The 23,491-nt window shown below is 33.3% G+C and carries 23 protein-coding genes; 15 read left to right on the forward strand and 8 right to left on the reverse strand.

The features are described from left to right. The first annotated feature begins 113 nt into the window (after positions 1–113). Positions 114–620, forward strand: coding sequence for a shikimate kinase (locus tag ACI9TV_RS07135; RefSeq protein WP_415250083.1), 507 nt, complete (start codon positions 114–116; stop codon positions 618–620). Here ACI9TV_RS07135 and ACI9TV_RS07140 read toward each other — a convergent pair whose 3' ends face one another. Next, positions 621–1,040 (reverse strand): bacteriohemerythrin, encoded by a 420-nt coding sequence (locus ACI9TV_RS07140; protein ID WP_415250084.1) that lies wholly within the window; start codon positions 1,038–1,040, stop codon positions 621–623. A gap of 125 nt (positions 1,041–1,165) precedes the next feature. On the opposite strand from ACI9TV_RS07140, the gene ACI9TV_RS07145 reads away from it, so the two are divergent. Together ACI9TV_RS07145 and ACI9TV_RS07150 are read left to right on the forward strand one after the other, a co-directional pair. Further along, positions 1,166–2,536 (forward strand): MATE family efflux transporter, encoded by a 1,371-nt coding sequence (locus tag ACI9TV_RS07145; protein ID WP_415250085.1) that lies wholly within the window; start codon positions 1,166–1,168, stop codon positions 2,534–2,536. Positions 2,537–2,540: 4 nt separating this feature from the next. After that, positions 2,541–2,786, forward strand: a complete 246-nt coding sequence (locus ACI9TV_RS07150) for a hypothetical protein (protein ID WP_415250086.1) — start codon at positions 2,541–2,543, stop codon at positions 2,784–2,786. Positions 2,787–2,792: 6 nt separating this feature from the next. On the opposite strand, the gene trxA is transcribed toward ACI9TV_RS07150, so the two are convergent. The 4 genes from trxA to tenA all read right to left on the reverse strand — a co-directional run bounded on the left by trxA (position 2,793) and on the right by tenA (position 5,299). Further along, complete coding sequence (gene trxA, locus ACI9TV_RS07155) at positions 2,793–3,158, reverse strand: thioredoxin (protein ID WP_415250087.1); 366 nt, start codon at positions 3,156–3,158, stop codon at positions 2,793–2,795. 118 nt (positions 3,159–3,276) lie between these two features. Continuing rightward, positions 3,277–3,837, reverse strand: a complete 561-nt coding sequence (locus tag ACI9TV_RS07160) for an imm11 family protein (RefSeq protein ID WP_415250088.1) — start codon at positions 3,835–3,837, stop codon at positions 3,277–3,279. A 2-nt stretch (positions 3,838–3,839) separates the two neighbouring features. After that, on the reverse strand, positions 3,840–4,649 hold the full coding sequence (gene thiD, locus ACI9TV_RS07165; protein WP_415250089.1) for a bifunctional hydroxymethylpyrimidine kinase/phosphomethylpyrimidine kinase: 810 nt from the start codon (positions 4,647–4,649) through the stop codon (positions 3,840–3,842). Further along, on the reverse strand, positions 4,646–5,299 hold the full coding sequence (gene tenA / locus ACI9TV_RS07170) for a thiaminase II (RefSeq protein WP_415250090.1): 654 nt from the start codon (positions 5,297–5,299) through the stop codon (positions 4,646–4,648). The genes thiD and tenA overlap by 4 nt, the downstream gene beginning before the upstream one ends. A gap of 102 nt (positions 5,300–5,401) precedes the next feature. On the opposite strand from tenA, the gene ACI9TV_RS07175 reads away from it, so the two are divergent. Further along, positions 5,402–5,860, forward strand: a complete 459-nt coding sequence (locus ACI9TV_RS07175) for a hypothetical protein (protein ID WP_415250091.1) — start codon at positions 5,402–5,404, stop codon at positions 5,858–5,860. Here the strand turns inward: ACI9TV_RS07175 and ACI9TV_RS07180 are convergent. Next, a complete protein-coding gene (locus ACI9TV_RS07180) occupies positions 5,844–6,059 on the reverse strand; it encodes a hypothetical protein (RefSeq protein WP_415250092.1) in 216 nt (71 codons plus the stop codon). The genes ACI9TV_RS07175 and ACI9TV_RS07180 overlap by 17 nt on opposite strands. 86 nt (positions 6,060–6,145) lie before the next feature. Between ACI9TV_RS07180 and ACI9TV_RS07185 the strand changes: the two genes are divergently transcribed. After that, positions 6,146–6,571 carry a thioredoxin family protein gene (locus ACI9TV_RS07185; RefSeq protein WP_415250093.1) on the forward strand — a complete coding sequence of 142 codons (426 nt, stop codon included), beginning with the start codon at positions 6,146–6,148 and terminating at the stop codon, positions 6,569–6,571. Positions 6,572–6,580: 9 nt separating this feature from the next. Here ACI9TV_RS07185 and lolA read toward each other — a convergent pair whose 3' ends face one another. Next, complete coding sequence (gene lolA / locus ACI9TV_RS07190) at positions 6,581–7,096, reverse strand: LolA-like outer membrane lipoprotein chaperone (protein ID WP_415250094.1); 516 nt, start codon at positions 7,094–7,096, stop codon at positions 6,581–6,583. A gap of 154 nt (positions 7,097–7,250) precedes the next feature. On the opposite strand from lolA, the gene secA reads away from it, so the two are divergent. Both secA and ACI9TV_RS07200 read left to right on the forward strand, forming a co-directional pair. Beyond that, positions 7,251–9,875 (forward strand): preprotein translocase subunit SecA, encoded by a 2,625-nt coding sequence (gene secA / locus ACI9TV_RS07195; RefSeq protein ID WP_415250095.1) that lies wholly within the window; start codon positions 7,251–7,253, stop codon positions 9,873–9,875. Then, complete coding sequence (locus ACI9TV_RS07200; RefSeq protein ID WP_415250096.1) at positions 9,872–11,074, forward strand: FtsX-like permease family protein; 1,203 nt, start codon at positions 9,872–9,874, stop codon at positions 11,072–11,074. Before secA ends, ACI9TV_RS07200 begins: the two co-directional genes overlap by 4 nt. An 18-nt stretch (positions 11,075–11,092) precedes the next feature. Here the strand turns inward: ACI9TV_RS07200 and ACI9TV_RS07205 are convergent, their stop codons facing one another. Continuing rightward, positions 11,093–14,251, reverse strand: coding sequence for an AsmA-like C-terminal domain-containing protein (locus ACI9TV_RS07205; protein WP_415250104.1), 3,159 nt, complete (start codon positions 14,249–14,251; stop codon positions 11,093–11,095). Between ACI9TV_RS07205 and mltG the strand changes: the two genes are divergently transcribed. The 8 genes from mltG (at position 14,145) to ACI9TV_RS07245 (ending at position 23,203) form a co-directional block, all read left to right on the forward strand. Then, positions 14,145–15,140, forward strand: a complete 996-nt coding sequence (gene mltG / locus ACI9TV_RS07210; RefSeq protein WP_415250105.1) for an endolytic transglycosylase MltG — start codon at positions 14,145–14,147, stop codon at positions 15,138–15,140. The genes ACI9TV_RS07205 and mltG overlap by 107 nt on opposite strands. 131 nt (positions 15,141–15,271) lie before the next feature. Continuing rightward, on the forward strand, positions 15,272–17,443 hold the full coding sequence (locus ACI9TV_RS07215) for an NADP-dependent isocitrate dehydrogenase (protein WP_415250097.1): 2,172 nt from the start codon (positions 15,272–15,274) through the stop codon (positions 17,441–17,443). A gap of 124 nt (positions 17,444–17,567) precedes the next feature. Next, positions 17,568–18,530, forward strand: a complete 963-nt coding sequence (locus ACI9TV_RS07220) for a malate dehydrogenase (protein WP_415250098.1) — start codon at positions 17,568–17,570, stop codon at positions 18,528–18,530. Continuing rightward, positions 18,530–19,474 carry a malate dehydrogenase gene (locus tag ACI9TV_RS07225; RefSeq protein ID WP_415250099.1) on the forward strand — a complete coding sequence of 315 codons (945 nt, stop codon included), beginning with the start codon at positions 18,530–18,532 and terminating at the stop codon, positions 19,472–19,474. Before ACI9TV_RS07220 ends, ACI9TV_RS07225 begins: the two co-directional genes overlap by 1 nt. A 2-nt stretch (positions 19,475–19,476) precedes the next feature. Continuing rightward, positions 19,477–20,868 (forward strand): class II fumarate hydratase, encoded by a 1,392-nt coding sequence (fumC, locus tag ACI9TV_RS07230; RefSeq protein WP_415250100.1) that lies wholly within the window; start codon positions 19,477–19,479, stop codon positions 20,866–20,868. 29 nt (positions 20,869–20,897) lie between these two features. Further along, on the forward strand, positions 20,898–22,070 hold the full coding sequence (gene sucC / locus ACI9TV_RS07235; protein ID WP_415250101.1) for an ADP-forming succinate--CoA ligase subunit beta: 1,173 nt from the start codon (positions 20,898–20,900) through the stop codon (positions 22,068–22,070). A 6-nt stretch (positions 22,071–22,076) separates the two neighbouring features. Beyond that, positions 22,077–22,952 (forward strand): succinate--CoA ligase subunit alpha, encoded by an 876-nt coding sequence (sucD, locus tag ACI9TV_RS07240; protein WP_415250102.1) that lies wholly within the window; start codon positions 22,077–22,079, stop codon positions 22,950–22,952. Further along, positions 22,952–23,203: a hypothetical protein gene (locus tag ACI9TV_RS07245; RefSeq protein WP_415250103.1), complete on the forward strand. Its 252-nt coding sequence runs from the start codon at positions 22,952–22,954 to the stop codon at positions 23,201–23,203. Before sucD ends, ACI9TV_RS07245 begins: the two co-directional genes overlap by 1 nt. Positions 23,204–23,491 lie beyond the last annotated feature (288 nt).

A 23,491-nucleotide genomic window follows, 5' to 3' on the forward strand; every position in this document is an offset into this window, starting at 1 on the left:
TTGAATTAGTCATAAAGCACTTGATTAAATGACTAATAACATATAAAGAGTATTACAGTATAGTCACGCTTATGAAAAAATAATTCTTTCAAATTCTAAAAAAAGGGCACAAGTTGGTATACGATAACATAGTATTAATAGGTTTTATGGGATGTGGCAAAACGAGTGTAGGTAAAATTCTTGCAAGGCAAATAAATAAAAAATTTATGGATGTTGACAAGATTATTGAAGTAGAACAAAAAAGTAGTGTTTTAGATATTTTCCAAAACAAGGGTGAAGAATATTTTCGCTCCCTTGAACAAAAGTGCATGGATGAGTTAATGCAAAATACTGGTCAAGTTATTTCTACAGGTGGTGGACTCCCTATATATAGTTCTATATCAGAAAAGTCGCTTATTGTTTATGTAGAAACTGAGTTTGATGTTATTTTGAATCGATTGAGTGTAAAAGAACGTGATAAGCGTCCTTTGTTTTATGATGAGGCTAGAGCTAAGGCTTTGTTTAATGAGCGTATACATACATACAAGGAAGTCTCAAACTTCAGTATTGATGCAACGCAAAGTATACAGACATATATACATGTTTTAGTAGATTATATATTAGACCAGAGAGTTTTGTAACTAAGCCATTTTTTTCGCAAGATAATTTGCAGTTGGAACATCTACTGTGTTAACATGAAGAACAATCCACTCTGGTGCTCTACGTATGAAGTTTGTGATTTTTTCGACTTTCTCATATCTTTTCCATTGCTTTATAGCATGATCAAGTTCCTCTAAAAACATGTCATGAGCCGTTTTATGCATATCGTACGATGGAAAGTTATGTTCTTGCATTAATCCTTCCTCATACGCAAAGTGCTTATGGACATGTGCAACGTATTCATCTATTTTTTTCTCGAGTTCATCTAGTGTTGCTTCACCTCTATCATATGATATAGCAAGGTTGTCAACTGCATTAAGAATTTTCACTTCATTTTCATGTGTTTCTTGCATTTTATCAACACTCATCTCTTCTAACTGCTCAATATAAACTAATCCCAATGGAAGTCCTTTTTTTCTTTATTATAGTAGGAAATCGCAAAAAAAGTATTGATTTATATCATTAAAATACTTCTTAACATAAATACAGCCTAAATTATAAAGAATATTTCAGTATAGTCACGCTTATGAAAAAAACAAACGAACTTCTTACAAAAGATATAAAAAAATTAATATTTGACATCGCAATACCTTCAAGTATGGGGATGTTTTTTAACACTATGTACAATGTAGTAGATACATTTTATATTGGTCAAATATCCACAGAAGCCATCTCTGCACTTACTTATAGTTTTATGATTTTTTTCATGCTTTTATCTGTGAGTTTTGGATTGTCATCTGCAATTACAGCCTATGTTGGTGGAGCGTTAGGTAAGCATAAGAGAACAATGGCAGGAATTTATGCATCAAATGGCATAAGTTTATTTATTATTATTTCTTTTGTTTTATCTGTTATCAGTTTTTTACTTTTAGAATATATATTTGTTACTATGGGTGCATCTGGTAAGGTCTTAGAATATGCACTTGAATATACTTACATAATACTTTTAGGTATTATTCCAATGCTAATCGGACTAGGTGCAAACGCAGTTCTAATAGCCCTAGGGGATACAAAAAGTTATAGAAATATTTTGATAATTGGATTTCTTTTAAATATAATTCTTGATCCATTATTTATATATGGTTTTTATTTTATTCCTGCACTTGGAATAAGTGGTGTTGCCCTTGCAACAGTTTTGATTCAGTACATAACACTTATGTACATGTTGTATAAGCTTTACAAAACAAACCTTTTTGATATATCTCTCTTTTTCAAATCACTTCCAAATATAAAAGCTTTTAAGCAGCTAGTTAAACAGGCAATTCCTACGAGTATAAATATGTTTTTAGGGTCTTTGGGAAGTATGATTACAATGTATTTTGTATCTACTTATGGATTTAAAGCTGTTGCTGCATTTGGGATAGGTTATAGAGTTGAACAAATAATTTTACTTCCAATGCTAGGCTTAAATACAGCCGTTATATCTATAGTATCAAATAACTTTGGTGCTAAAAACTTCGATAGAATCGATGAAGTGATAGACAAGGCATTAAAGTACGGATATATTATGAGTGCAGTTGGGGTAGTCTTAATCGCATTGTTTGGTAAGTATATGATTATGGTATTTGATACAGATACTCAAGTTGTAGATACAGCATATATCTATATAATATTCGAGAGTTTTATATTCTTTTCATTTATAACATTATTTATATCAACCTCTACACTTCAAGGTATTAAAAATCCATTTATGATTCCTTATGTTAGTTTCTATAGACAAATATTTATGCCGCTTATTTTCTTTTTTTTAGTAGTGTATGTTTTTGAACTATCAATTATATATTTATGGATTAGCATGTTAATTATTATTACTAGTGCGGCAATTTTTATCAAAATATATACTAAGAAACAATTAGAAATCGCTCGAACTAAAACGTATATCAAAAAACAAGGATAAAAGAATGACACATTTACAAGAAGCGTTTCTCAGTGAACTTAAAAGCAAAGAAAAATTAACAGTAGTAGAGTATGCGAATCTTTACAAAAAATATAGTAAGTTAGCTATCGAAGAAGAAGAAAAGAATGGTGCAAGTAGACACCAAGCGAAGGCTATGGGTAATTATTATACCGTTACTGTATTATCTGATTTTGTAGCCAGCGAAAATAAACTGGCTCGAATTATAGCTCTTCACGAGTCAAAAAAGTAAGAAGTGTTACTCGTCATCCTCTTCTTCCATTTCTTTACGAATCTTATCCATATCAAGCCCCTTGATATGTGCTATAAGATCATTCATACCTTTCTCAGGTAACATGCCACCTTGATTAAGCAGGATAATTCCATCTCTTACTACCATAAGGGTTGGAATCGAACGGACACCATACTTTCCTGACAAGGCTTGTTGTTCTTCTGTATTCACTTTAGCAAAAGTTATATCAGGATTATTTTCTGCTACTTTTTCAAAAATTGGAGCAAATTGCTTACATGGGCCACACCACTCTGCCCAAAAATCTATAATTACTATTTCGTTATTGTCTAGTGTTTCATCAAAACTTTTTGTAGTTAAATCTATATATGCCATGTAGTTTTCCTTTATATTTGAATGGAGTGTAGCATAGCGATTATTTTTGCTTGCTTAATCTTATAATTTAGATAAATAATATTTATGTTACTTTAACTTGAACATAATGTATAGAGTTTTAGACTTTTCTATTGTATTGATTGGTATGCTTAAAACTAATCCCATTAAATGACATTTTAGACAACTTGTTTTTTAAGTCTTCATTAATGATAATCAGGCCTGGAATATTATGAAATCTAAAGAGGTTCAATCCAGCTGTTTTAGCATGATCTATCGAAAATTGTGTAATGACTGTTTGCCCGTCAGCTGTTTGTTTAAACTGACTTTTTTCAAGGTCTATACAAGCTATAATTCCTGTAACTATTGCTAACCAATACTCAGCTAAAGTTTGCTTTGTTTCATAGTCAATGATAAGTACGGGATAATAATCAATATTTGTAACACCGCATTGATCCAGTGCCTCCTTCATTTTGTTAGATAATAGAGGAACTCCTGGATTAATGATATCTGTGTAAACTACTCCTTCATCTTCATCTATGTCAGCTGGTATTTTAATAGGTAATTCATCAAAAATTGGTTTCTTTCCCATAATTGACTCTATAAGGTCTATTTCATCAGGAAGGTCTAAAAAGGGTGCATCACGGTTAGGCGATATTTCATCAAAAATATAATATTCCATAATTAAAAACTAGCCTTATAAAAATGATTTACTGGTCCATGACCGTGTCCAAGTAGCATGTCTTTACCTTCTGATATAGCCATATTAAGATACTCACAGCCTTTGATACATGCATCTTCTAAGCTAAATCCTAGTCCTACATAAGTAGCAATACTAGATGATAAGCTACATCCTGTTCCATGGGTGTTAATAGTTTGTATAGTCTGATTATTTATGACCGTGATTTTTTTACTTTCGTAGTTATATAGTATATCAGTCATAGTGTCAGTTAGTTCTAAGTGACCACCTTTGAGTAAGACAGAAGTATGATATAACTCTGCTAATTCTTGAGCTGTACTTTGAAGATTATTTAGGTCTATAGTATGTCCAATAAGTAATTCTGCTTCAGGAATGTTAGGTGTTATGAGCATAACATTGGGTAGAAAATCTTTGAGACTTTGCACAGCATCGTCATTAAGGAGCTTATCTCCTGAGGTGGCAATCATCACGGGATCAAATATAATATTTTTTATTTTATACAAATCTAAAGTATCTTGTACAGCTTTAATAACTTCAGGTGAATGAAGCATACCTATTTTAACACACGAGAAATTGATGTCATCAAGGACTGCTTTCATTTGCATAATAATGTGCGGCACAGGGATAGGGTGTATATCAGTAACACTTTGTGTATTTTGTGCAGTGCTAGCTGTAATAACTGAGGCAGCGTAGCCACCATTTGCCGAGATACTTTTGATATCTGCTTGAATTCCTGCACCCCCTCCAGAGTCAGAACCAGCTATTGTAAGAATAGCGCAGTATGATTTACTCATATTTTCCAGTCCTCTTGCTTATGGGCAGAATCCCAAAACATCCATTCAAGCTGCGATGTCTTAATAAAGACTTCTTCCATTTTGGCTAGGTTTTGTGGTGAAGTACTAAGAGCATATGTATTTACAATGTTTATGGCTTGTTGCACTGCAAGTGCGAACTCATCACTAGCATATGTATCTATCCATGCTTGGTAAGGATTTGAATCCTTGTTTTCTTGGGTATGAAGTATAAAGTCACCCACTTCTTTGTAAATAGTGAAACATGGAAGTACGGCCGCAGCGCCAACTTCTACTGACTCATTGTTAACAATACGTGCAAGGTATGAGTTATAAAGTTCACAGGTGGGTGAAGGCTCAGGGTTTATGTATTTTTTTTCTAAGAAATCTTTGTGTAAGGCATCTTCAACTTGTATGATACCTGTAGCAGATTCGTAAAAAAACTGTGTATCCTCAGGTTTATGACATTTACTTCCAACTGCAACTAATGCTTTTTTATATTCACTAAGATAGAGTGAATCTTGATTTACATAAAAACCAAAAGTATCTTTATTTAGCGTGGCTTGAGTCAGTTCAGTTACAAAGTCATGAGAGATGATAGCTTGAAAAATTTCTTCTGTTTTATTTCTTGTTTGTTCGTACCAGTTTTGCATGATGTTATCCATTAAATTATATGTGAGTTATAATAGCAAATATTTCTGAAAAAAAACTATACAAAATATATAAAAGGTAGGATATAATCCTAAAAAAAGCAAATGAAAAAAAATACACTTAAAAACTTAATGAAAGAACATTCTTCTAGTCTTAGTGAATCTAAAATGACTCAAGAAATAATAGAAAACCTTATCAATACTTCTAAAGATATTCAAGTACTAGAGAAAGAGAAGGGCCATATCCTTTTTAAATACTTAGGTACAAAAATGGCACTTCTTAGTGATGAAAATTATAATCGAATGAGAATTATCTCCCCCATAACTAAATACTCAAGTTTAGCTACAAAAATCAAAGACTCTCTTATGGATTCTAATTTTCACTTAGCTCTAGATGCACGTTACGCTGTTTCAGAGGATATTTTATATGCTGCTTTTTTACATCCTCTGTCTTCTTTAGTTACAGAAGACTTTGAAAGTGCCCTAAAGCAGGTTTATAACCTAGCAATAAGTTTTGGAAAGACGTACAGTAGTGCTCAAATTGAATTTACAAAGAAGAAATAGCTTTACGTCTCCATGCGCTATATGTTGAGTATGACGGATTTCCCTCCACTGTCTTTTCATAAGCGTGTTTATAACTACAGTTATTTTTTTCTTTATACTCATTAAGCACTTTTACTACCATATCTTTATCTGCTTTTTTATATGTGCCGTTGAGTGATTTAACTAAATTTATCATTTCCATGTGCATGTTCATATCCATAGATATCCTTTTTTCTAGAAGTTTACATACATATTCATTAAAAAGAAAGGTGTATACTTCCTGTATATTTTATCCAAAGGTTAATTATGGAAACTTTCAAAATTGTATGCCCAGAGTGTACTAGTGTCAACACCATTAAAACGCAAGTGCAAACAATTGCCTGCACTCATTGTCAAGCAGAACTAGATGATCCCTTTCCAGTAGAAGTATCTGATGAAAGTTGTTCAACCCATATCAATGAGAATGACATACCTGTACTGGTTGATTTTTATTCACCAACTTGTGGTCCTTGTATGGCAATGTATGATGATTATGAAGATGCAGCTTTGGGTTTTCCTTTAAAAGTCAGATTTCTCAAAGTTAATTCAGATGAATACCAAAAGGTTGCAAGAGAGTATGGAGTAAGTGCTCTTCCTACCATTATTGCATTTAAAAAAGGACAGGAAGTGAACCGTATAAGCAAGCAACTTTCTCGAGTTGAGCTCAGTTTATGGGCCCAGAGCCTCATCTAGGCCTATATCTTAGTCCCTTACTATATCAAAACCCTCTGGGAATTCTGGAATAAATGTGACCTCGTCAATTTGTATATTTTGTTGTTGGTTTTCAAATGAAATAAGAACATTATTTTCAAATTCATCTTTATAAGAGATGGATTCTATAATTTCTTCTTTTGTTCTTATGAGAAATTTTGCATCTTTGTATTTTGCTTCGTAAAGATTTTCCTCAAGTTTAGTTGCGTTTTTTACCATCATAAAAAAATCAAAATTCGACTCTGTCCTTCTAATAATAACTTGCTCTATTTCTGGTTCTATAACTGTTACTTTAAAGATATTAATAAATACATCTTTTTGGATAGGTTTTAGGTAGTTCCACAGAGCATTCTGTGGTTTTTGTGCTTGAATATGACCGCTATAGCGTAATGTAGTATTTTTATCATCAGTTACACTTTGTGTGAAATCAGCCTTGAATGAATGAAGATCACTGAGTGATGCAAAGGCAAGGGTAGAGCAAAAAATAGGTATCAGTAATTGTTTCATTTGTGTCCTTATATGGAAATTATAGCAAAGAGACTGTTAACATATTAATTAATATTTATTATTGATATAGCTTGTAATCCATTTGTAATCTATACTGTGCTAGAATAAGAGCAATTTAATAACTATGAGAATAGTTTAACATGAGGTAGAGAATTTGGTACAAGCATTGTTTGGTAAAGTATTTGGAACTGCTAATGATAGAGAAATTAAAAAATATACAAAAAGAATTAAAAAGATAAATGACCTAGAGTCACAATATGAATCACTCAGTGATGATGAACTAAAATCAGAATTTAATACTTTAAGACAAAGCGTATCAAATGAAGAAAGAAGTTTAGATGATGCTCTTGCGGAATCTTTTGCAATAACAAGAGAAGTGAGTAAACGAGTTCTACATATGAGACACTTTGATGTACAGCTTATTGGTGGAATGGTTCTTCATGAAGGGCGTATCGCAGAAATGAAAACAGGTGAAGGAAAAACACTTGTAGCTACTTTAGCAATTGTATTAAACGCTATGGCAGGTAAGGGGGTTCATCTTGTTACCGTCAATGACTACCTTGCTTCACGTGATGCTAGTGAGATGGGTGTACTTTATAACTTTTTAGGTTATTCCGTTGGAACTATTCTTGAAGACATAGACGAAGATGAAGTAAAAAAAGCAGCGTATGAATGTGACATTACCTATGGTACAAACAATCAATTTGGATTTGATTACCTAAGAGACAACATGAGTTACTCAGCAGAATCGATGGCGCAAAAGTCTCATTCTTTTGTTATTGTTGATGAAGTAGATTCAATTTTGATTGATGAAGCGAGAACACCTCTGATTATTTCAGGTCCAACAAACAGAGGTATGCAAGACTATTTAAAAGCAAATGAAATTGCATTAAAGTTAAAAAGAGGAAAAGCAGCATCTGCGGAGGATGAAAAAAATAAAGACTTTAAAGCTGAAGGAGATTTTACAGTTGATGAGAAAGATAAGGTAGTTTTAATTACAGAAGCAGGGATCACTAAAGCAGAGGAACTTTTTAAAGTTGAGAATCTTTATAGTGCTGAAAATGCATCATTACCACATTCACTTGATCAAGCACTAAAAGCAAATTATCTTTTTGAAAAAGATGTTGATTATGTTGTAAATAATGGTGAAGTAGTAATTGTTGATGAGTTTACTGGACGTTTAAGTGAGGGTCGAAGATTTAGTGAAGGACTTCACCAAGCGCTTGAAGCAAAAGAAAATGTAGAAGTTAAAGAAGAAACACAAACTCTTGCTGACATTACATTTCAGAACTACTTTAGAATGTATGATAAATTAGCTGGAATGACTGGTACGGCTGAAACAGAAGCAGCTGAATTTGCTCAAATATATAAACTTGATGTTGTATCTATTCCTACAAATATACCAATTACTAGAGCAGATTTAAATGATCTTATTTATAAAACAGAAGCTGAAAAATTTGATGCTGTTATAGATACTATTAGAACGCTTTCTAAAACTGGTCAACCAGTACTTATTGGTACTGCTTCCATTGAAAAATCAGAAGATTTGCATGAGGTACTAAAAAAAGAAAAGATTGCACATACTGTTTTAAATGCTAAGAATCATGAACAAGAGGGTGAAATCATTAAAAATGCTGGTGCTAAAGGCGCTGTTACTATTGCTACAAATATGGCTGGACGTGGTGTTGATATTAAAGTAAATGATGAAGTGACAGCTCTTGGTGGTCTTTATATAGTTGGGACAGAGAGACATGAGAATCGCCGTATAGATAATCAACTTCGTGGACGTTCTGGACGTCAAGGTGATGCTGGAACAACCCAGTTCTATTTATCTTTAGAAGATAACTTACTTCGTATTTTTGGCTCGGACAAGATTAAGTCTATTATGGAAAGACTTGGTGTTGAAGATGGTGAATTTATTGAATCAAAAATGGTTACTCGTGCAGTTGAAAAAGCACAAATGAAAATAGAAAATATGCATTATGAAGGTCGTAAGCAGATTGTTGAATATGATGATGTAGCGAATGAACAAAGAAAAATTGTATATAAATTTAGAAATCAGCTTTTAAGTAAAGAGTATGATATTGGTGCTAAAATAGATGAAATCAGGGAAGAATATATAGTCCACATTCTTCTTCGCGCTGATATTTTTGAAGGTGGAGCGAGGGAAGATTTTAATCTTAAAAAAATATCTGAAATTATTAAAGAAGAGATTAACTTTGAGTTAAATATAGATGAGTTAAATGAATTGGATTATGAGGAACTACTTCCTAGTGTTGTATCTACTCTTAAAACATCTTATGATGATAAAATGAGTGCCTTAGACTCTGAAATTAGACTGGAAGTTGAAAAAGAGTTTTACCTTAAAGAATTAGACACAGCATGGAGAGAACACCTTTACGCTATGGATAGTATGAAAACAGGTATTAGACTTCGTGCGTACAATCAAAAAGATCCTTTAGTAGAGTACAAAAAAGAGAGTTATAACCTTTTTGGTGAATTAATAAATGATATTAAATTTAACACGATTAAAACACTTCAAATTATCCAGTTTAAAACAGAAACTGCTGAAGAAGAAGCTAAAAGAATAGCTGAACAAATGGCAGAGCAACAACGTTTTGCAGAATCTCAAAGAAAATTAAACTTCTCTTCAAATACAGATGAAGTTGTATCTGAGAAAAAGATAGCTAGAAATGATCCTTGTCCATGTGGAAGTGGAAAAAAATATAAGCAATGTTGTGGAAAAAGTGGACCTAAAAAAGGTCCTTTCGCTTCTTGAGTACAAATATAGTTCCGTATCTTGTAAAAAGATTTTTACGTTTTGACAATGACCAGCCTTTTATATTTTTATCTGCACTCTTAGCATTCTTAGGGATTTCCCTTGGTGTTACTGTTCTTTTAATAGCTATGGCACTTATGAATGGTTTTGATAATGAGTTTAGAAAAAAACTCACTATTATGAATTATCCTCTCACTGTAATGCCAAAGTTTTATGGTGCTGTAAACGAAGAACTTCTTATAGATTTAGAATCTAAATTTCCATCGCTTTCTTTTAGTCCCTTTGTCCAATCGTCCATAATGGCACGTAGTGGTTCAAAACTAGAAGGTGGTTATCTGTTTGGTGTTAATTTTAAAGACGAGATAGAAGTAAACTCAGTTTTAAAAGAAGCTGTTGAGGGTTTAGAAATACCAAAATTTCATGTAGTAATTGGAAAAAATTTAAAAGATGATTTTGAAATTATTATAGATGATAGATTGATGTACATTTTCACCCAAGTAGAACCAGGTGGTCTTTCTGTAACTCCTAAGATAAAAAGATTTAAGGTTAAAGGTGTATTTGATTCTGGCTTATCAGCCTATGACAAAGCATATAGTTATACTACTCTACCTTCACTTCAAGCGATGATGCATTACCCATCAACACAATATGACGGAATCCATATATTTTCTCAAGATCCGCATGCGGACATTCTGAAAATTCAAGAAGCTCTACCTATTGGAGTAAGCATAAAAGGCTGGTGGCAAGATAATGTTAATTTTTTTGCAGCGCTGGAGCTTGAAAAAGCATCTTTGTTTATTGTATTAATGCTTATCATACTCATTGCCGCGATAAATATCATATCTTCACTTTTAATGACGGTAATGAATAGAAGAGGTGAAATAGCTTTACTACTTTCTCTTGGTGCTACAACTAGTGAAATTAAAAAAACTTTTCTTTATCTTGGTATTGTGATTGGTGTAGGTGGTATATTAGCAGGTGTTGTTTTAGGTATGAGTGCTATTTGGGTACTCGGAACATTTGAAATTATTTCGCTTCCAAAAGATGTATACCCTACATCAACACTTCCTCTTGACTTGAGTGTAAAAGATTTTACGTTGATAGTTCTTGGAGCTTTTGGTATTGTTATTGCCTCTTCTTATTATCCGGCAAAAAAAGCAAGTGAAGTAGACGTACTAACTGTATTAAGAAACGAGTAATTACTTATACTCTTTTACTTATTTTTTATTCGTGGTGTTTTTATCTGGTGAAGCTACCAGATAATAAGGAAGTGTAATTGCTCGAAGTAATATGTTTAAAGGTGCGACAGCTATATCTTTAGCAATAAGCGAACTTACATCTGGATTATCTAACTCTCCAGTAATACTTAGAGTTGTTGAGATGGAATCTTTATTCATTAATAGATGGCCAACTAGAGGCACTTTAGACACGCTACTTCCTAGGTCTGTTTTTAAATTTAGCTCCATATTGATGAAGTTATCTTTAAAACTTGCAGTTCCTAAACCAAGAATATCTAGTTCTTTTGAATCAAAGTATATATCACTGATAGTAAATAAATCTTCTTTAGATTTAAATTTCATATATGCTATTTGAAATTTTAAACCCTTTGAATTGTAATTAGGTCTTGAAAATGTAATAAGAGCAGGGATAGTATTCACAAAAGCTAAGATATTGTTTAAAACCTTGTAATCAAGTAGTGTTGTATTTTCTACAGTAAAGAGACCATCATATTCTCTTGGTGTTCCGCTCATCATAAATTTAAATTTTCCATCTTGAAATTTTGAAAGAGCAAATAAATTTTCCATAAACTCATCATTAAAGTTTTCTCCCTCAATATGGAAATAACCATTTTTAAATTTTAAGCTTGCTTCTCCACCTCGGTGTTTTAAGCTTGCGAGAAGAGCTTTATCTGCATACTCTAGGTGTATTGCTTGGGATAAAATATGTCTATTCTTACTAATATAAAGATAAGTATTTTTTGCATTGATATGTGCTTTGCCAGAGCTATAATTATCAAGATTACCATTTTTTTGGTTTATTATATCGGCTAAAGCATTCATGTTGATACCTATGTCTCTTATGTTTACCATTACATCTTTGTTAATGACAACATCTATATTTTCATTAACATTAAGAGTAATGATATCTGTCTTATCTTCTATTTTACCATTTATAAAGTATTCAGCTATGGGTATATTATTTTTAACCATTACTTTATTTGAAGTATTTAAAGTTGACTTTATGTGTACATATGTATCATTTGCTTTCTTGTAAACAGTTGCATTACCTTTAGTAACATTATATTTTTGTAATAGCTTTGAGTTTCTCGCTAATCTTTGCACTGAATCAATATCTAATTTCCATATATCTTTATTAATGAAGAAGGTAGTACCTAAATCCTTAGATAAAATAATAAAATCTTTTCCTTTTTGAAATATTTTAAAATTAGTATCATGTGCTTCTAAGTATAAGTTACCTAAAGTTTTTGTTTTGATTCGCAACCTAGAAGTGTTTACCTGACCTTTATTTTCTTTGAATGAATACTCAGCAGAAAATTTTGTTTTTACTATATCATCTAAATAAATGTAGGATTCATCCATAGTGAGTATGTCATCTTTAATTTCAAGTTTCACTTTATTTATATACGACTTTAAAGAGCCTACTTTAAAGTCTATACGTCCTGTTGTATTAATAGTGAGGTTTTCATCATAGTGTATTTTTAGCGGTGCTGCACTAGATTCAAAGAGTGAAATGTTACCGAGATAAATATCTATAATATTCATATCAAATGTATATATATTAGTGTTTAAATCAATTGATCCGTATATATTGGCTTTTGCTATTTTTGATGAAGTGACTACGGTTGGTGGGATATTAAGTATGAGAGTTTTAATGTCAAAAGGTATGCTAAGAGGGTTGACTTTCACTGAGTAGCTTTTAAAGGTCCATAGAGATGAGGGTACGACAATTTTATCATTGTTTGGTTCAATAATATACTTTACTTTTAGCCTTGATTTAGCTGTGTCTAAAGATAATTCTAAATCGGAAAAATTAATTTTGTTAATATCAAGGCTTATCTCTCCCCTTGCTTTTTTTGCATTGTATTGTACATCAACACTTGTTGTTACAAAATCATTATACTTTACAAGCATGTTGTCAATACTCACGTCATAGTCATTTAGCTTTATATGTGCATCGAAGACGTCAATATTGTGACCAAGATAGTTAAAATTTGCTTTTTTTGTAAAAAATTTACCTTGAGCACTTACATCAATTGTCCGTAAGTTAACATTGATAGTTAAATCAACTTTAGTTACACCAGTATTTTGTAAAAATGGAACTTTGATTTTATATGTTTTTAATATACCTAAAGTGTCTTTATCTAGTTTACCATCAAAAAGAAGCTTAATACTGAGTTGCTCCTCTTTTTGTGTAAAATCTACACTAATCCAACTTTTACCTAGTTTTGATTTATATGTATGGGCCTGTCTTGGGTAAATTAAAAGCTTTCCATTTTTGAAAATTACATCAGTCTTTTTTGTATGTATGTCATCAAGTTTTTCATTGTACTTATATTTAAGATTTTTCCCAACAGCATGAGCATAAATATTTTTATATGCATTATCAAGATTATGAAAATCTATCCATCCATGTAGACCTACCAAAGAGATGGAAGAAAACCTAATAGCTTCATCTGCCCAGTAAAGAACTTCTGGATGTAAGTTTGCAAGAGCAATAGTAGATGATATGTTTTTTATATCTTTATTTGAATGGGCTTTATAGAATATTTTATCTTCATTGGCAAAGAAAAAGACACGCAGGTCTATATGATCATGAATATTAACTTGCAGATCAGCTAGTGCAGAATTAGATGATATATTAAGTATAATATTTCCACTTACATTAATATTTCTTTGTTTATCTTGTAACTCAGTAAGGTGAACATTTAATAAATGTGATTCAAAAAGTAATGCACTCTCAAGATGAAAATCTGTTGAATGAGCATTAAAATAACCATTTTCTCCACGAATATATTTAAAAGATGCTTCAATGTCATTATAGTAAATTTTATCGATAGAAATTTTTTCAAAAATATTATAGTAGTTTGTAAGTTTTGAAAGTTCATGAGAAATTTTATTTAATTCTATTTTTGATTCTGCTTGAGAATCGTATTTATCTATTTTTATTTCTTTTATTGATATATCTAAACTTTCATTCCATTTTATGTATAATTGCTTTACATTAAGGTTTTGAGTAGAGATATTCTCTATAAATAATCCATTTTGTAAAACAATAAAAATTACCGAAAGTGTGAGAGATATGAATAGTAAAAAGCTTATGATAATAAAGTATATCGTAGAGATAGCGCTAATAATTTTTTTATCGTTCATGTATTACCTAAATCAGCCTATGAAAACCGCAAATGTAGTTTATATACCTCAGGGTTCTATTAATAAAATTATATCACAATTGGGACATAAAAAATATAATGTTTCTAAACTTGACTCATTGATCTTACGACTTGTTGGTTCACCTCAGAGTGGCTGGATTAATGTTGGTACATCCTACCTCACAAAAGGTGATTTTCTTTACAAGCTTACACATGGAAAAGCAGCCCTACAAAGCATTACTCTTATTCCAGGGGAAACTACATATATCTTTTTTAACCAACTCTCAGAAAAATTAAATTTAGATAGAGGTAAACTTCAAAAATATTATGAGAAATATGCAAAATATACTGAGGGTAATTTTGTTCCTGAAACATATAAAATTCCAATAGGTATTACAGAAAAAGAATTAATGCGCTTACTTTTACGTACATCACATAATCAAATGCAAGAACTTTCACAAAAAATATTTGGCCTTTATAATGAAAAAAAATGGTTTCAATATGTAGCAATTGCATCAGTTATACAAAAAGAATCTGCCAATATAAAAGAGATGCCAATAGTGAGTTCAGTTATTTATAATCGAATTAAAAAAGGTATGCGTCTTCAAATGGATGGTACACTCAATTATGGAAAATACTCTCATTTAAGGGTGACACCCAAGCGTATTAGGGAGGATAAGTCAGTTTATAATACTTATGTTCATAAAGGTATTCCAAAAATTCCAGTTTGTAATGTCAGTTTTGATGCTTTACGAGCAGCTGTCTTTCCAGCAAAAACTGACTATCTTTACTTTATGAAATCAAAAAATGGAACTCATGATTTTACGCGTTACTATTCTACACACTTAAAGAACATACATCGTGCTACGAAATGAAACAAAATATCAATCTAAATAAATCTCACTTACTCTAGCTTACATATTTTCTATCTTATTGTATTATTAGAGAGTAAATTACACATGTCTTAGGACACCTGTGTAAAAATATTAATATTCGAGGATATACAATGTCAAAAATCATTTGGTCAAAAATCGACGAAGCTCCGGCTTTAGCAACTTATTCATTATTACCTATCGTTAACGCTTTCACGAAAGCAGCGGGCGTAGAGGTTGTTACTAGTGATATTTCACTTGCAGGTAGAGTTTTAGCTGCGATGGGTCTTGGAGAAGATGAATTATCAAAGCTTGGTGAAGTTGTTCTTCAAGAAGATGGAAACATTATTAAACTTCCAAATATTTCTGCTTCAGTTGGTCAACTTAAAGATTGTATTGCGGAACTTCAGAGTCAAGGTCATAAAATTCCTGACTTTCCTGAAAATCCAGCAAACGATGCTGAAAAAGCTACACAAGCTAAATACTCTACTTGTTTAGGTTCAGCTGTTAATCCTGTTCTTCGTGAAGGTAATTCTGATCGTCGTGCTGCTGCTGCAGTTAAGAAATTTGCTCAAAAGAATCCACATAAATTACGTGCATTCCCAGAAAATCCTAAATCATATGTAGCTCACATGGAAGGTAATGGAGACTTTTACGGTAATGAGAAATCAGTTACAGTTGAAAAAGCTCAAAAAGTAACAATCGCACTCAATGGTAAAGAACTTGCTAGTATTGATACGGTTGATAGCGAGATTCTTGACGGTACATATATGTCAATTGCAGCACTTAATACTTTTTACAAAAAAACTATTGCAGATGCTAAATCAAATGATGTTTTATGGTCACTTCATCTTAAAGCAACAATGATGAAAATTTCTGATCCAATTATGTTTGGTCATGGTTTCACAATATTCTTTAAAAATGTATTTGCTAAGTATGCTGATACTTTTGCATCGTTAAATGTTAAGCCCAACCAAGGTATGTCTGATTTAGAGCAAAAAATTGCTGGTCATGCTCAAGAAGCTGAAATCAAAGCTGCTTTCTTAGCTGTAGTTGAAGGTGATTCTCCAAAAATTGCTATGGTTGATTCTGATAAAGGTACAACTAACTTCAATGCATCAAATGATGTAATTATTGATGCTTCTATGCCAGTTGTTGTTCGTGAAGGTGGTAAGCAATGGGATAGAACTGGAGCTGCAATAGAATGTGTTGCTGTTATTCCTGATTCTACTTATGGAATGTTTCACGCTGAAATGGTAGCAGACTGTGTTAAAAATGGTCAGTATGATGTTACAACAATGGGAACTATGCAAAATGTTGGTCTTATGGCTCAAAAGGCTGAAGAGTACGGTTCTCACCCAACAACTTTTGAATTAGCTGAAGCTGGTACTGTAACAGTAACAGGTAAAGATGGCGTTCTTATGAGTTTTGAATGTGAAGCTGGTGATATTTGGAGAATGTCTCGTGTTAAAGATATTCCAATTAAAGACTGGGTACGTTTAGCTGTAGAACGTGGTCAAATAGAAAAAGTACCTGTAATCTTCTGGTTAGATGAAAATAGAGCACATGATGCTGAAATGACTAAAAAAGTAAATACTTACTTAGCAGACTTAGATACAACTGGTTTAGATATTCAATTTATGAATGTAACTAATGCAACTCGTTTTACAAATGCACGTGTACGTGAAGGTAAAATGACTATCGCTGTAACTGGTAACGTTCTTCGTGATCATCTTACTGATATGTATCCAATTTTAGAGCTTGGAACATCTGCAAAAATGCTTTCAATCGTTCCTTTATTAGCTGGTGGTGGTCTTTATGAGACTGGTGCTGGTGGTTCTGCTCCTAAACACGTTGATCAATTCTTAGCTGAAGGTCACCTTCGTTGGGATTCTTTAGGTGAAATTTTAGCTCTTGCTGAGTCTTTACGTTTCTTAGGGAATAAAAATTCTGATGCAAAATTAACAGCACTTACTGCTGGTCTTGATGTTGCTAATGATGCTTACCTTGATAACAACAAAGAGCCAGGAAGAAAAGTTAACACTCCAGATAACAAAGCTTCTCATTTCTTTGTAGCACAGTACTGGGCTAAAGCTCTTGCTGAAGGTGACAATGCTGAATTAGCTGCAAAATTTGCTCCAGTAGCAAAAGAGTTAACTGAAAAAGAAGATGCTATTATCGCTGAGTTACTTGCTGTTGAAGGTAAAGCTCAAGATATCGGTGGATATTTCAATCCAGATGAAGCGAAAGCTGAAGCTGCGATGAGACCATCTGCAACTTTAAACGCAATCATAAACGCTATATAGTTTATATAGTAGATGTTATTTTTCTCATGCATTTATTGCATGAGAAAATATAACTTTTTGTTTTTAGCTAAGATAGTCTTTTAGCTAAAAATAAAAAGCTAATGAAAAAGCTAAAAGGAAGTTAATGGCAAGTAAAGTAACAGTCATTGGAACGGGTAATTTTGGATCAACCGTAGCATATATTCTTGCTATGCGTGGAGTTTGTCACGAGGTTGTTCTTCGTGGTAGAAATATAGATGTGGCTAGAGGTAAAGCCTTAGATATGTCTCAAGCTGCAAATGCAGCGAGAGAGCATACTGTGGTTCGAGCAGCTACTGGCCCAGAAGATATGAACGGCAGTAAAATTGTTGTTATAACGGCGGGTGCTCCAAGAACACCAGGAATGAGTAGAGATGACTTACTTGTTAAAAATGCAGAAATTGTTAAAAGCTATGCACTAGAGATAAAAGAACATGCTCCAGAGGCTGTAGTTGTAGTTGTAAGTAATCCTCTTGATGTTATGACGTATGTTGTTCATAAATACACGGGTTTTCCAAGAGAGAGAATTCTTGGAATGGCTGGTATTTTAGACGCAGCAAGAATGGCACACTTTATCTATGAAAAACTCGGTTACGGAGCAGGGCAAATTCGTGCAACGGTAATGGGTGGACATGGTGATACAATGGTTCCTCTTCCAAAATTCACTACTGTTGCCGGTGTACCTATAGACGACTTACTTGATTCTGAAGAAATAGGTGAAATCGTTAAAAAGACAAGAAATGGTGGAGCTCAAATAGTTAATCTACTCGGCGATGGTTCAGCTTACTACGCGCCAGCAAAATCTACAGCGGTAATGGTTGAAGCAATCTTAAAGGATACTAAACAGATTCACTCTTGTGCGGTAATGCTTAAAGGCGAGTATGGTTATAGCGATATAGTAAGTGGTGTTCCAGTTATGATTGGTGCTGATGGTGCTGAGCAGATTATAGAGATGACACTCAAACAGTTACAAAAAACACGATTCAAACACTCGGTTGCTTCAGTGCAAGAGATGGTTGATGCTTTAGCTCAGAACAATTTTTTCAGTGATTGCGAGGATACTAAATAGTGAGAAAAGTAGGAATTGTTGGAGCTGGTTCAGTGGGTGCTAGTGCAGCGTATGCATTAACACTTATGGGAACTTGTAAGGAAATAGTTCTTTTTGATGTAGCTCCAGGTGTAGCTCAAGGTAAAGCAATAGATATTGCACAAGCTGGGTACTATGCTCCACAAGACACAATTGTTACTCATGTAGACAAACCAAGTGATATGAAAAATTGTGACATTGTTGTTATCACGGCAGGCGTTCCTAGAAAACCTGGGATGACAAGAGCAGACCTTCTTATGATTAATGCAAAGATAATGAAAAGTGTTGTTGGTAATATTATAGAAAATTCTCCTCAAGCTATTATTATATGTGTGTCAAATCCTCTTGATGTTATGACATATGCAATTCATAAAATTACAGGTTGGAATAGAAATAGAATTATTGGTATGGCGGGTGCCCTCGATGGGTCACGTATGGCATACCAAATTTCAAAAGTTACAGGTTTAAGTTCAAGACAAACTGGTAGTTTAGTTATTGGAGATCATGGTGAAAATATGATTCCTCTTCCAAGTAAAGTTCAAGTAGGAGATATTCCTTTAAATGAATTAATATCAAAAGAGGATATGGAAGGAATAATCGAAAGAACACGATTTGGTGGAGCTGAAATAGTGAAGCATTTAGGTACTTCTGGTTATTATGGACCTGGACGAGCAATAGCACATATGATTGAGGCTATTTTGAATGACGCGCAAACTGTTGTATCTTCATCGGTTCTTCTTGCAGGTGAGTATGGCTACAAAGATGTTAGCGTTGGTGTTCCAGTAGTGCTTGGAAAAAATGGTGTTGAGAAAATCATTGAGCTAGATTTAGATGATGAGATAAAGTCAAAATTTAAAGTTTCTGTAGATTCTATTCAAAGTGGAATCGATATTTTAAATGAAAATAATTTTTTTAAGGGAGAATAATAATGAGTACACGTATTGAAAAAGACACAATGGGTAATATGGAAGTTCCGGTAGATGCTTATTGGGCAGCACAAACACAAAGAAGTATACAAAACTTCGCTATTGGTGAAGAGACTATGCCATATGAGATTACGAGAGGGTTTTCTTATTTAAAGAAGGCAGTTGCTTTAGTGAACTGTGATTTAGGTAAATTAGATGCAGATAAGGCAAATGCTATTGCAGCTGCAGCTGATGATATGCTCTCTGGAAAACTTGATGGTAATTATCCATTAGTTGTATGGCAAACAGGTTCTGGTACGCAATCAAATATGAACAACAATGAAGTTCTTGCTAATCGTGCAACAGAAATTCTTGGTGGAGATTTTAGAAAAGAGAAACTTGTACATCCAAATGATGATGTAAATAAGTCTCAATCTTCAAATGATACATATCCAACTGCATTACATGTTGCTGCTGTAATTGCAATTGAAACAAATGTAATTCCTGCAATACAAAAACTAAAAGCAACATTAATAGAAAAGTCAGCTAAATTTGAATCGGTTGTTAAAATTGGTCGTACGCACCTTCAAGATGCTACTCCACTTACTCTTGGTCAAGAGATTAGCGGTTGGGTTGAAATGTTAAACAAGTGTGAGAAAATGGCTCATGATTCTTTAGAAGCTGTTCGTGAACTTGCACTTGGTGGAACTGCTGTTGGAACAGGACTTAACGCTCATCCAGAACTAGGTGAACGTGTTGCTGCAAAATTAAGTGAATTAACAGGGCATGATTTTATTACAGCACCAAATAAATTTCACGCTTTAACTTCACATGATGCACTTGTGTATTCTCATGGAGCACTAAAAGCACTAGCTGCAGATATGATGAAAATTGCTAATGATGTAAGATGGTTAGCATCTGGTCCTCGTTGTGGAATAGGGGAAATTGAAATTCCAGCAAATGAACCTGGTTCTTCAATTATGCCAGGAAAAGTAAATCCTACACAAGCTGAAGCAGTAACTATGGTTACATGTCAAGTTTTTGGAAATGATGTAGCTATCTCAATGGGTGCATCTCAAGGTAACTTTGAGCTTAATGTATTTAAGCCAGTTATCGCATATAACTATTTACAATCATGTCGTTTACTAGCTGACTCTATCGTTTCTTTTAATGATCATTGTGCTGTTGGACTTGAGCCAGTAGCAGATAAAGTTGACTTTTATTTAAAAAATTCACTTATGTTAGTAACAGCATTAAATCCATACATTGGTTATGATAATGCAGCTAAAATCGCAAAAACAGCACATAAAAATAACTCTACACTTAAAGAGACAGCAATTGACTTAGGTCTATTAACAGCTGAAGAATTTGATAAATACGTGATCCCAGAAAATATGACTGCGCCTAAAGCCTAGCCATTCAATTTATACAACAAGGAGAATAAATGAATATACATGAATATCAAGCAAAGCAGATTTTCAAAAAGTACGGAGTACCTACACCAAAAGGTATTATGGTACTAAATTGTAAAGAAGCAGTTCAAGCTGCAGAGCAGTTAGGTGGTCCTGTTTGGGTTGTTAAAGCTCAAATCCACGCTGGTGGGCGTGGTTTAGGTGGTGGAGTGAAACTTGCTAAATCTATAGAAGAAGTTCAGTCTATGGCTGAGGAAATTATGGGAATGACTTTGGTCACTCATCAAACAGGTCCGGAAGGTAAGCTAGTTCGAAAGTTATATATAGAAGATGGTGCTGATATTAAAGATGAGCTTTATCTTTCTGTTGTTTTAGATCGTGCTTCTGAAATGCCTTTAATCATGGCTTCTACTGAAGGTGGAATGAACATTGAAGATGTTGCTGAAAATACACCTGAAAAAATTGTAACTATACCTGTTGATCCAGCTATTGGTTTTCAAAGTTTTCATGGTCGCGAATTAGCATTTGGATTAGGTATTACAGATAAAGATGAGCAAAAAAATATCATTAGATTTGCAGCTAAACTATTTAAACTTTATATGGAAAATGATGCAGAGATGATTGAAATCAATCCATTAGTAAGAACTGGTAAGGGTGAATTTATTGCTCTTGATGGAAAGATGGGCTTTGACAATTCAGCTCTTAGTCGCCAACCAGAAGTATTTGCTATGAGAGATTATACAGAAGAAGATCCTGATGAAGTTGAAGCAGCTCAATATGGTCTTTCTTATGTTGCTCTTGATGGCGAAATTGGTTGTATGGTAAATGGTGCTGGTCTTGCGATGGGTACTATGGATACAATCAACTATATGGGTGGAACTCCTGCAAACTTCCTTGACGTTGGTGGTTCAGCTAGTCCTGAGACTGTTGCAAAAGGTTTTGAGATCATTCTTAAAAACCCTAAGGTAAAAGCTATTTTTGTAAATATTTTTGGTGGAATAGTACGTTGTGATCGTATCGCAAATGGTATTATTGAGGCAACTAAGATTACAGATATTAATGTACCACTAATAGTACGTCTTGATGGTACTAATGCGCCAGAAGCATCTGAGATTCTTAGGAATGCAAATATTTCAAACTTAATTGTTGGTGATGATTTAGGTGACGGTGCTGCTAAAGCAGTTGCTGCAGCGAAAGGAGAGTAGTTAAATATGTCAATTTTAATAAATAAAGATACAAAAGTAATCGTTCAAGGTTTTACAGGAAAAGAAGGTTCTTTCCATGCTGAGCAATGTTTAGCATACGGTACAAAAATAGTTGGTGGTGTTACACCAAACAAGGGTGGTCAAGAGCATTTAGGTAAACCAGTATTTAATACTGTTAAAGATGCTGTTGCTACTACTGGTGCTACTGTTTCTATGATTTTTGTTCCACCTGCTTTTGTTGGTGATGCTGTTATGGAAGCTGCTGAAGCTGGGATTGATCTTGCTGTTATTATTACAGAAGGTGCTCCGGTTAAAGACATGCAAATGGCTAAAGCTCATGCAACAAAGCACGGTATGAAAACACTTGGGCCAAACTGTCCTGGTATTATCACTGCAGAAGAGTGTAAAATCGGAATTATGCCTGGTGCTATTTTCAAAAAAGGTAATGTTGGTCTTATTTCTAAGTCTGGTACATTAACTTATGAAGGTGCAAACCAAGTTGTTAAAGAAGGTTTTGGTATTACTACTGCGGTTGGTATTGGTGGGGATCCAATTATTGGTCTTTCATACAACCAACTTCTTCCAATGTTTGAAGCTGATCCAGATACAGAATGTATCGTTATGATTGGTGAAATTGGTGGAGATCTTGAAATTCAAGCGGCTAAACTAATTAAAGAACAAATAACTAAGCCTGTTGTTGCATTTATTGCAGGTCAAACTGCACCTAAAGGTAAAACTATGGGTCATGCAGGTGCAATTGTTTCTGGTTCTGCTGGGACTGCTGCTGAAAAAATGGCTGCATTAGAAGCGGCAGGTGTAACAGTTGTTGTATCTCCAGCCGAGATCGGTCAAGCAGTTACTAAGGCTATGGCTAAAAAGTAATGATAGAAACTTTAAAGCTCAAAGATCTTAGTAGTGCAGGTTGTGCTGTTACTATTAGAACAGCACTCGACATAAATGGATTTACATCTGTAAAAGTACATCTTTTAAGTACTCCTCATACTGTGTCAGCTGAGATTAAAGATAACGATCATTTAGAACTTTTTAAATCAGTTTTAAGAGATCATGGTTATCCTTTACTTGATGATGAAGTAGAGCAACCTGATCATGAAATGGAATATGAATTTTCTTAAATTTCATGAGTATTTCTCTAAGGACAACTTATAAAAGTTGTCCTTTTTTTTGATTCAAATAATATATTAATTAATATGATAGATAAGATTTAAAATTAGTTAATATGCCAATTTAAGAATAACTTCATTATAAGTCATTGATATATAAAAATATCAATGACTTATAATCGAAAAGATTTCCCCGTACCCTTGGGTCGGTCGGCAACAGTTCAAGAAACCATACAGTACAATATGGAATGAGTGAGCATGTATTTAAAAGTCATAACAAAACATTGTTGTTGTACCATT

This window comes from Sulfurimonas sp., from assembly GCF_047622445.1.
Classification (GTDB): domain Bacteria; phylum Campylobacterota; class Campylobacteria; order Campylobacterales; family Sulfurimonadaceae; genus Sulfurimonas.

Coding starts and splice junctions, on each gene's coding strand:
- ACI9TV_RS07175 (WP_415250091.1), top strand. CDS start 5,402: ATGAAAAAAAATACACTTAAAAACTTAATGAAAGAACATTCTTCTAGT.
- ACI9TV_RS07150 (WP_415250086.1), top strand. CDS start 2,541: ATGACACATTTACAAGAAGCGTTTCTCAGTGAACTTAAAAGCAAAGAA.
- lolA (WP_415250094.1), bottom strand. CDS start 7,096: ATGAAACAATTACTGATACCTATTTTTTGCTCTACCCTTGCCTTTGCA.
- fumC (WP_415250100.1), top strand. CDS start 19,477: ATGAGTACACGTATTGAAAAAGACACAATGGGTAATATGGAAGTTCCG.
- thiD (WP_415250089.1), bottom strand. CDS start 4,649: ATGAGTAAATCATACTGCGCTATTCTTACAATAGCTGGTTCTGACTCT.
- tenA (WP_415250090.1), bottom strand. CDS start 5,299: ATGCAAAACTGGTACGAACAAACAAGAAATAAAACAGAAGAAATTTTT.
- ACI9TV_RS07180 (WP_415250092.1), bottom strand. CDS start 6,059: ATGGATATGAACATGCACATGGAAATGATAAATTTAGTTAAATCACTC.
- ACI9TV_RS07185 (WP_415250093.1), top strand. CDS start 6,146: ATGGAAACTTTCAAAATTGTATGCCCAGAGTGTACTAGTGTCAACACC.
- ACI9TV_RS07220 (WP_415250098.1), top strand. CDS start 17,568: ATGGCAAGTAAAGTAACAGTCATTGGAACGGGTAATTTTGGATCAACC.
- ACI9TV_RS07145 (WP_415250085.1), top strand. CDS start 1,166: ATGAAAAAAACAAACGAACTTCTTACAAAAGATATAAAAAAATTAATA.
- ACI9TV_RS07245 (WP_415250103.1), top strand. CDS start 22,952: ATGATAGAAACTTTAAAGCTCAAAGATCTTAGTAGTGCAGGTTGTGCT.
- ACI9TV_RS07215 (WP_415250097.1), top strand. CDS start 15,272: ATGTCAAAAATCATTTGGTCAAAAATCGACGAAGCTCCGGCTTTAGCA.
- sucD (WP_415250102.1), top strand. CDS start 22,077: ATGTCAATTTTAATAAATAAAGATACAAAAGTAATCGTTCAAGGTTTT.
- sucC (WP_415250101.1), top strand. CDS start 20,898: ATGAATATACATGAATATCAAGCAAAGCAGATTTTCAAAAAGTACGGA.
- ACI9TV_RS07160 (WP_415250088.1), bottom strand. CDS start 3,837: ATGGAATATTATATTTTTGATGAAATATCGCCTAACCGTGATGCACCC.
- trxA (WP_415250087.1), bottom strand. CDS start 3,158: ATGGCATATATAGATTTAACTACAAAAAGTTTTGATGAAACACTAGAC.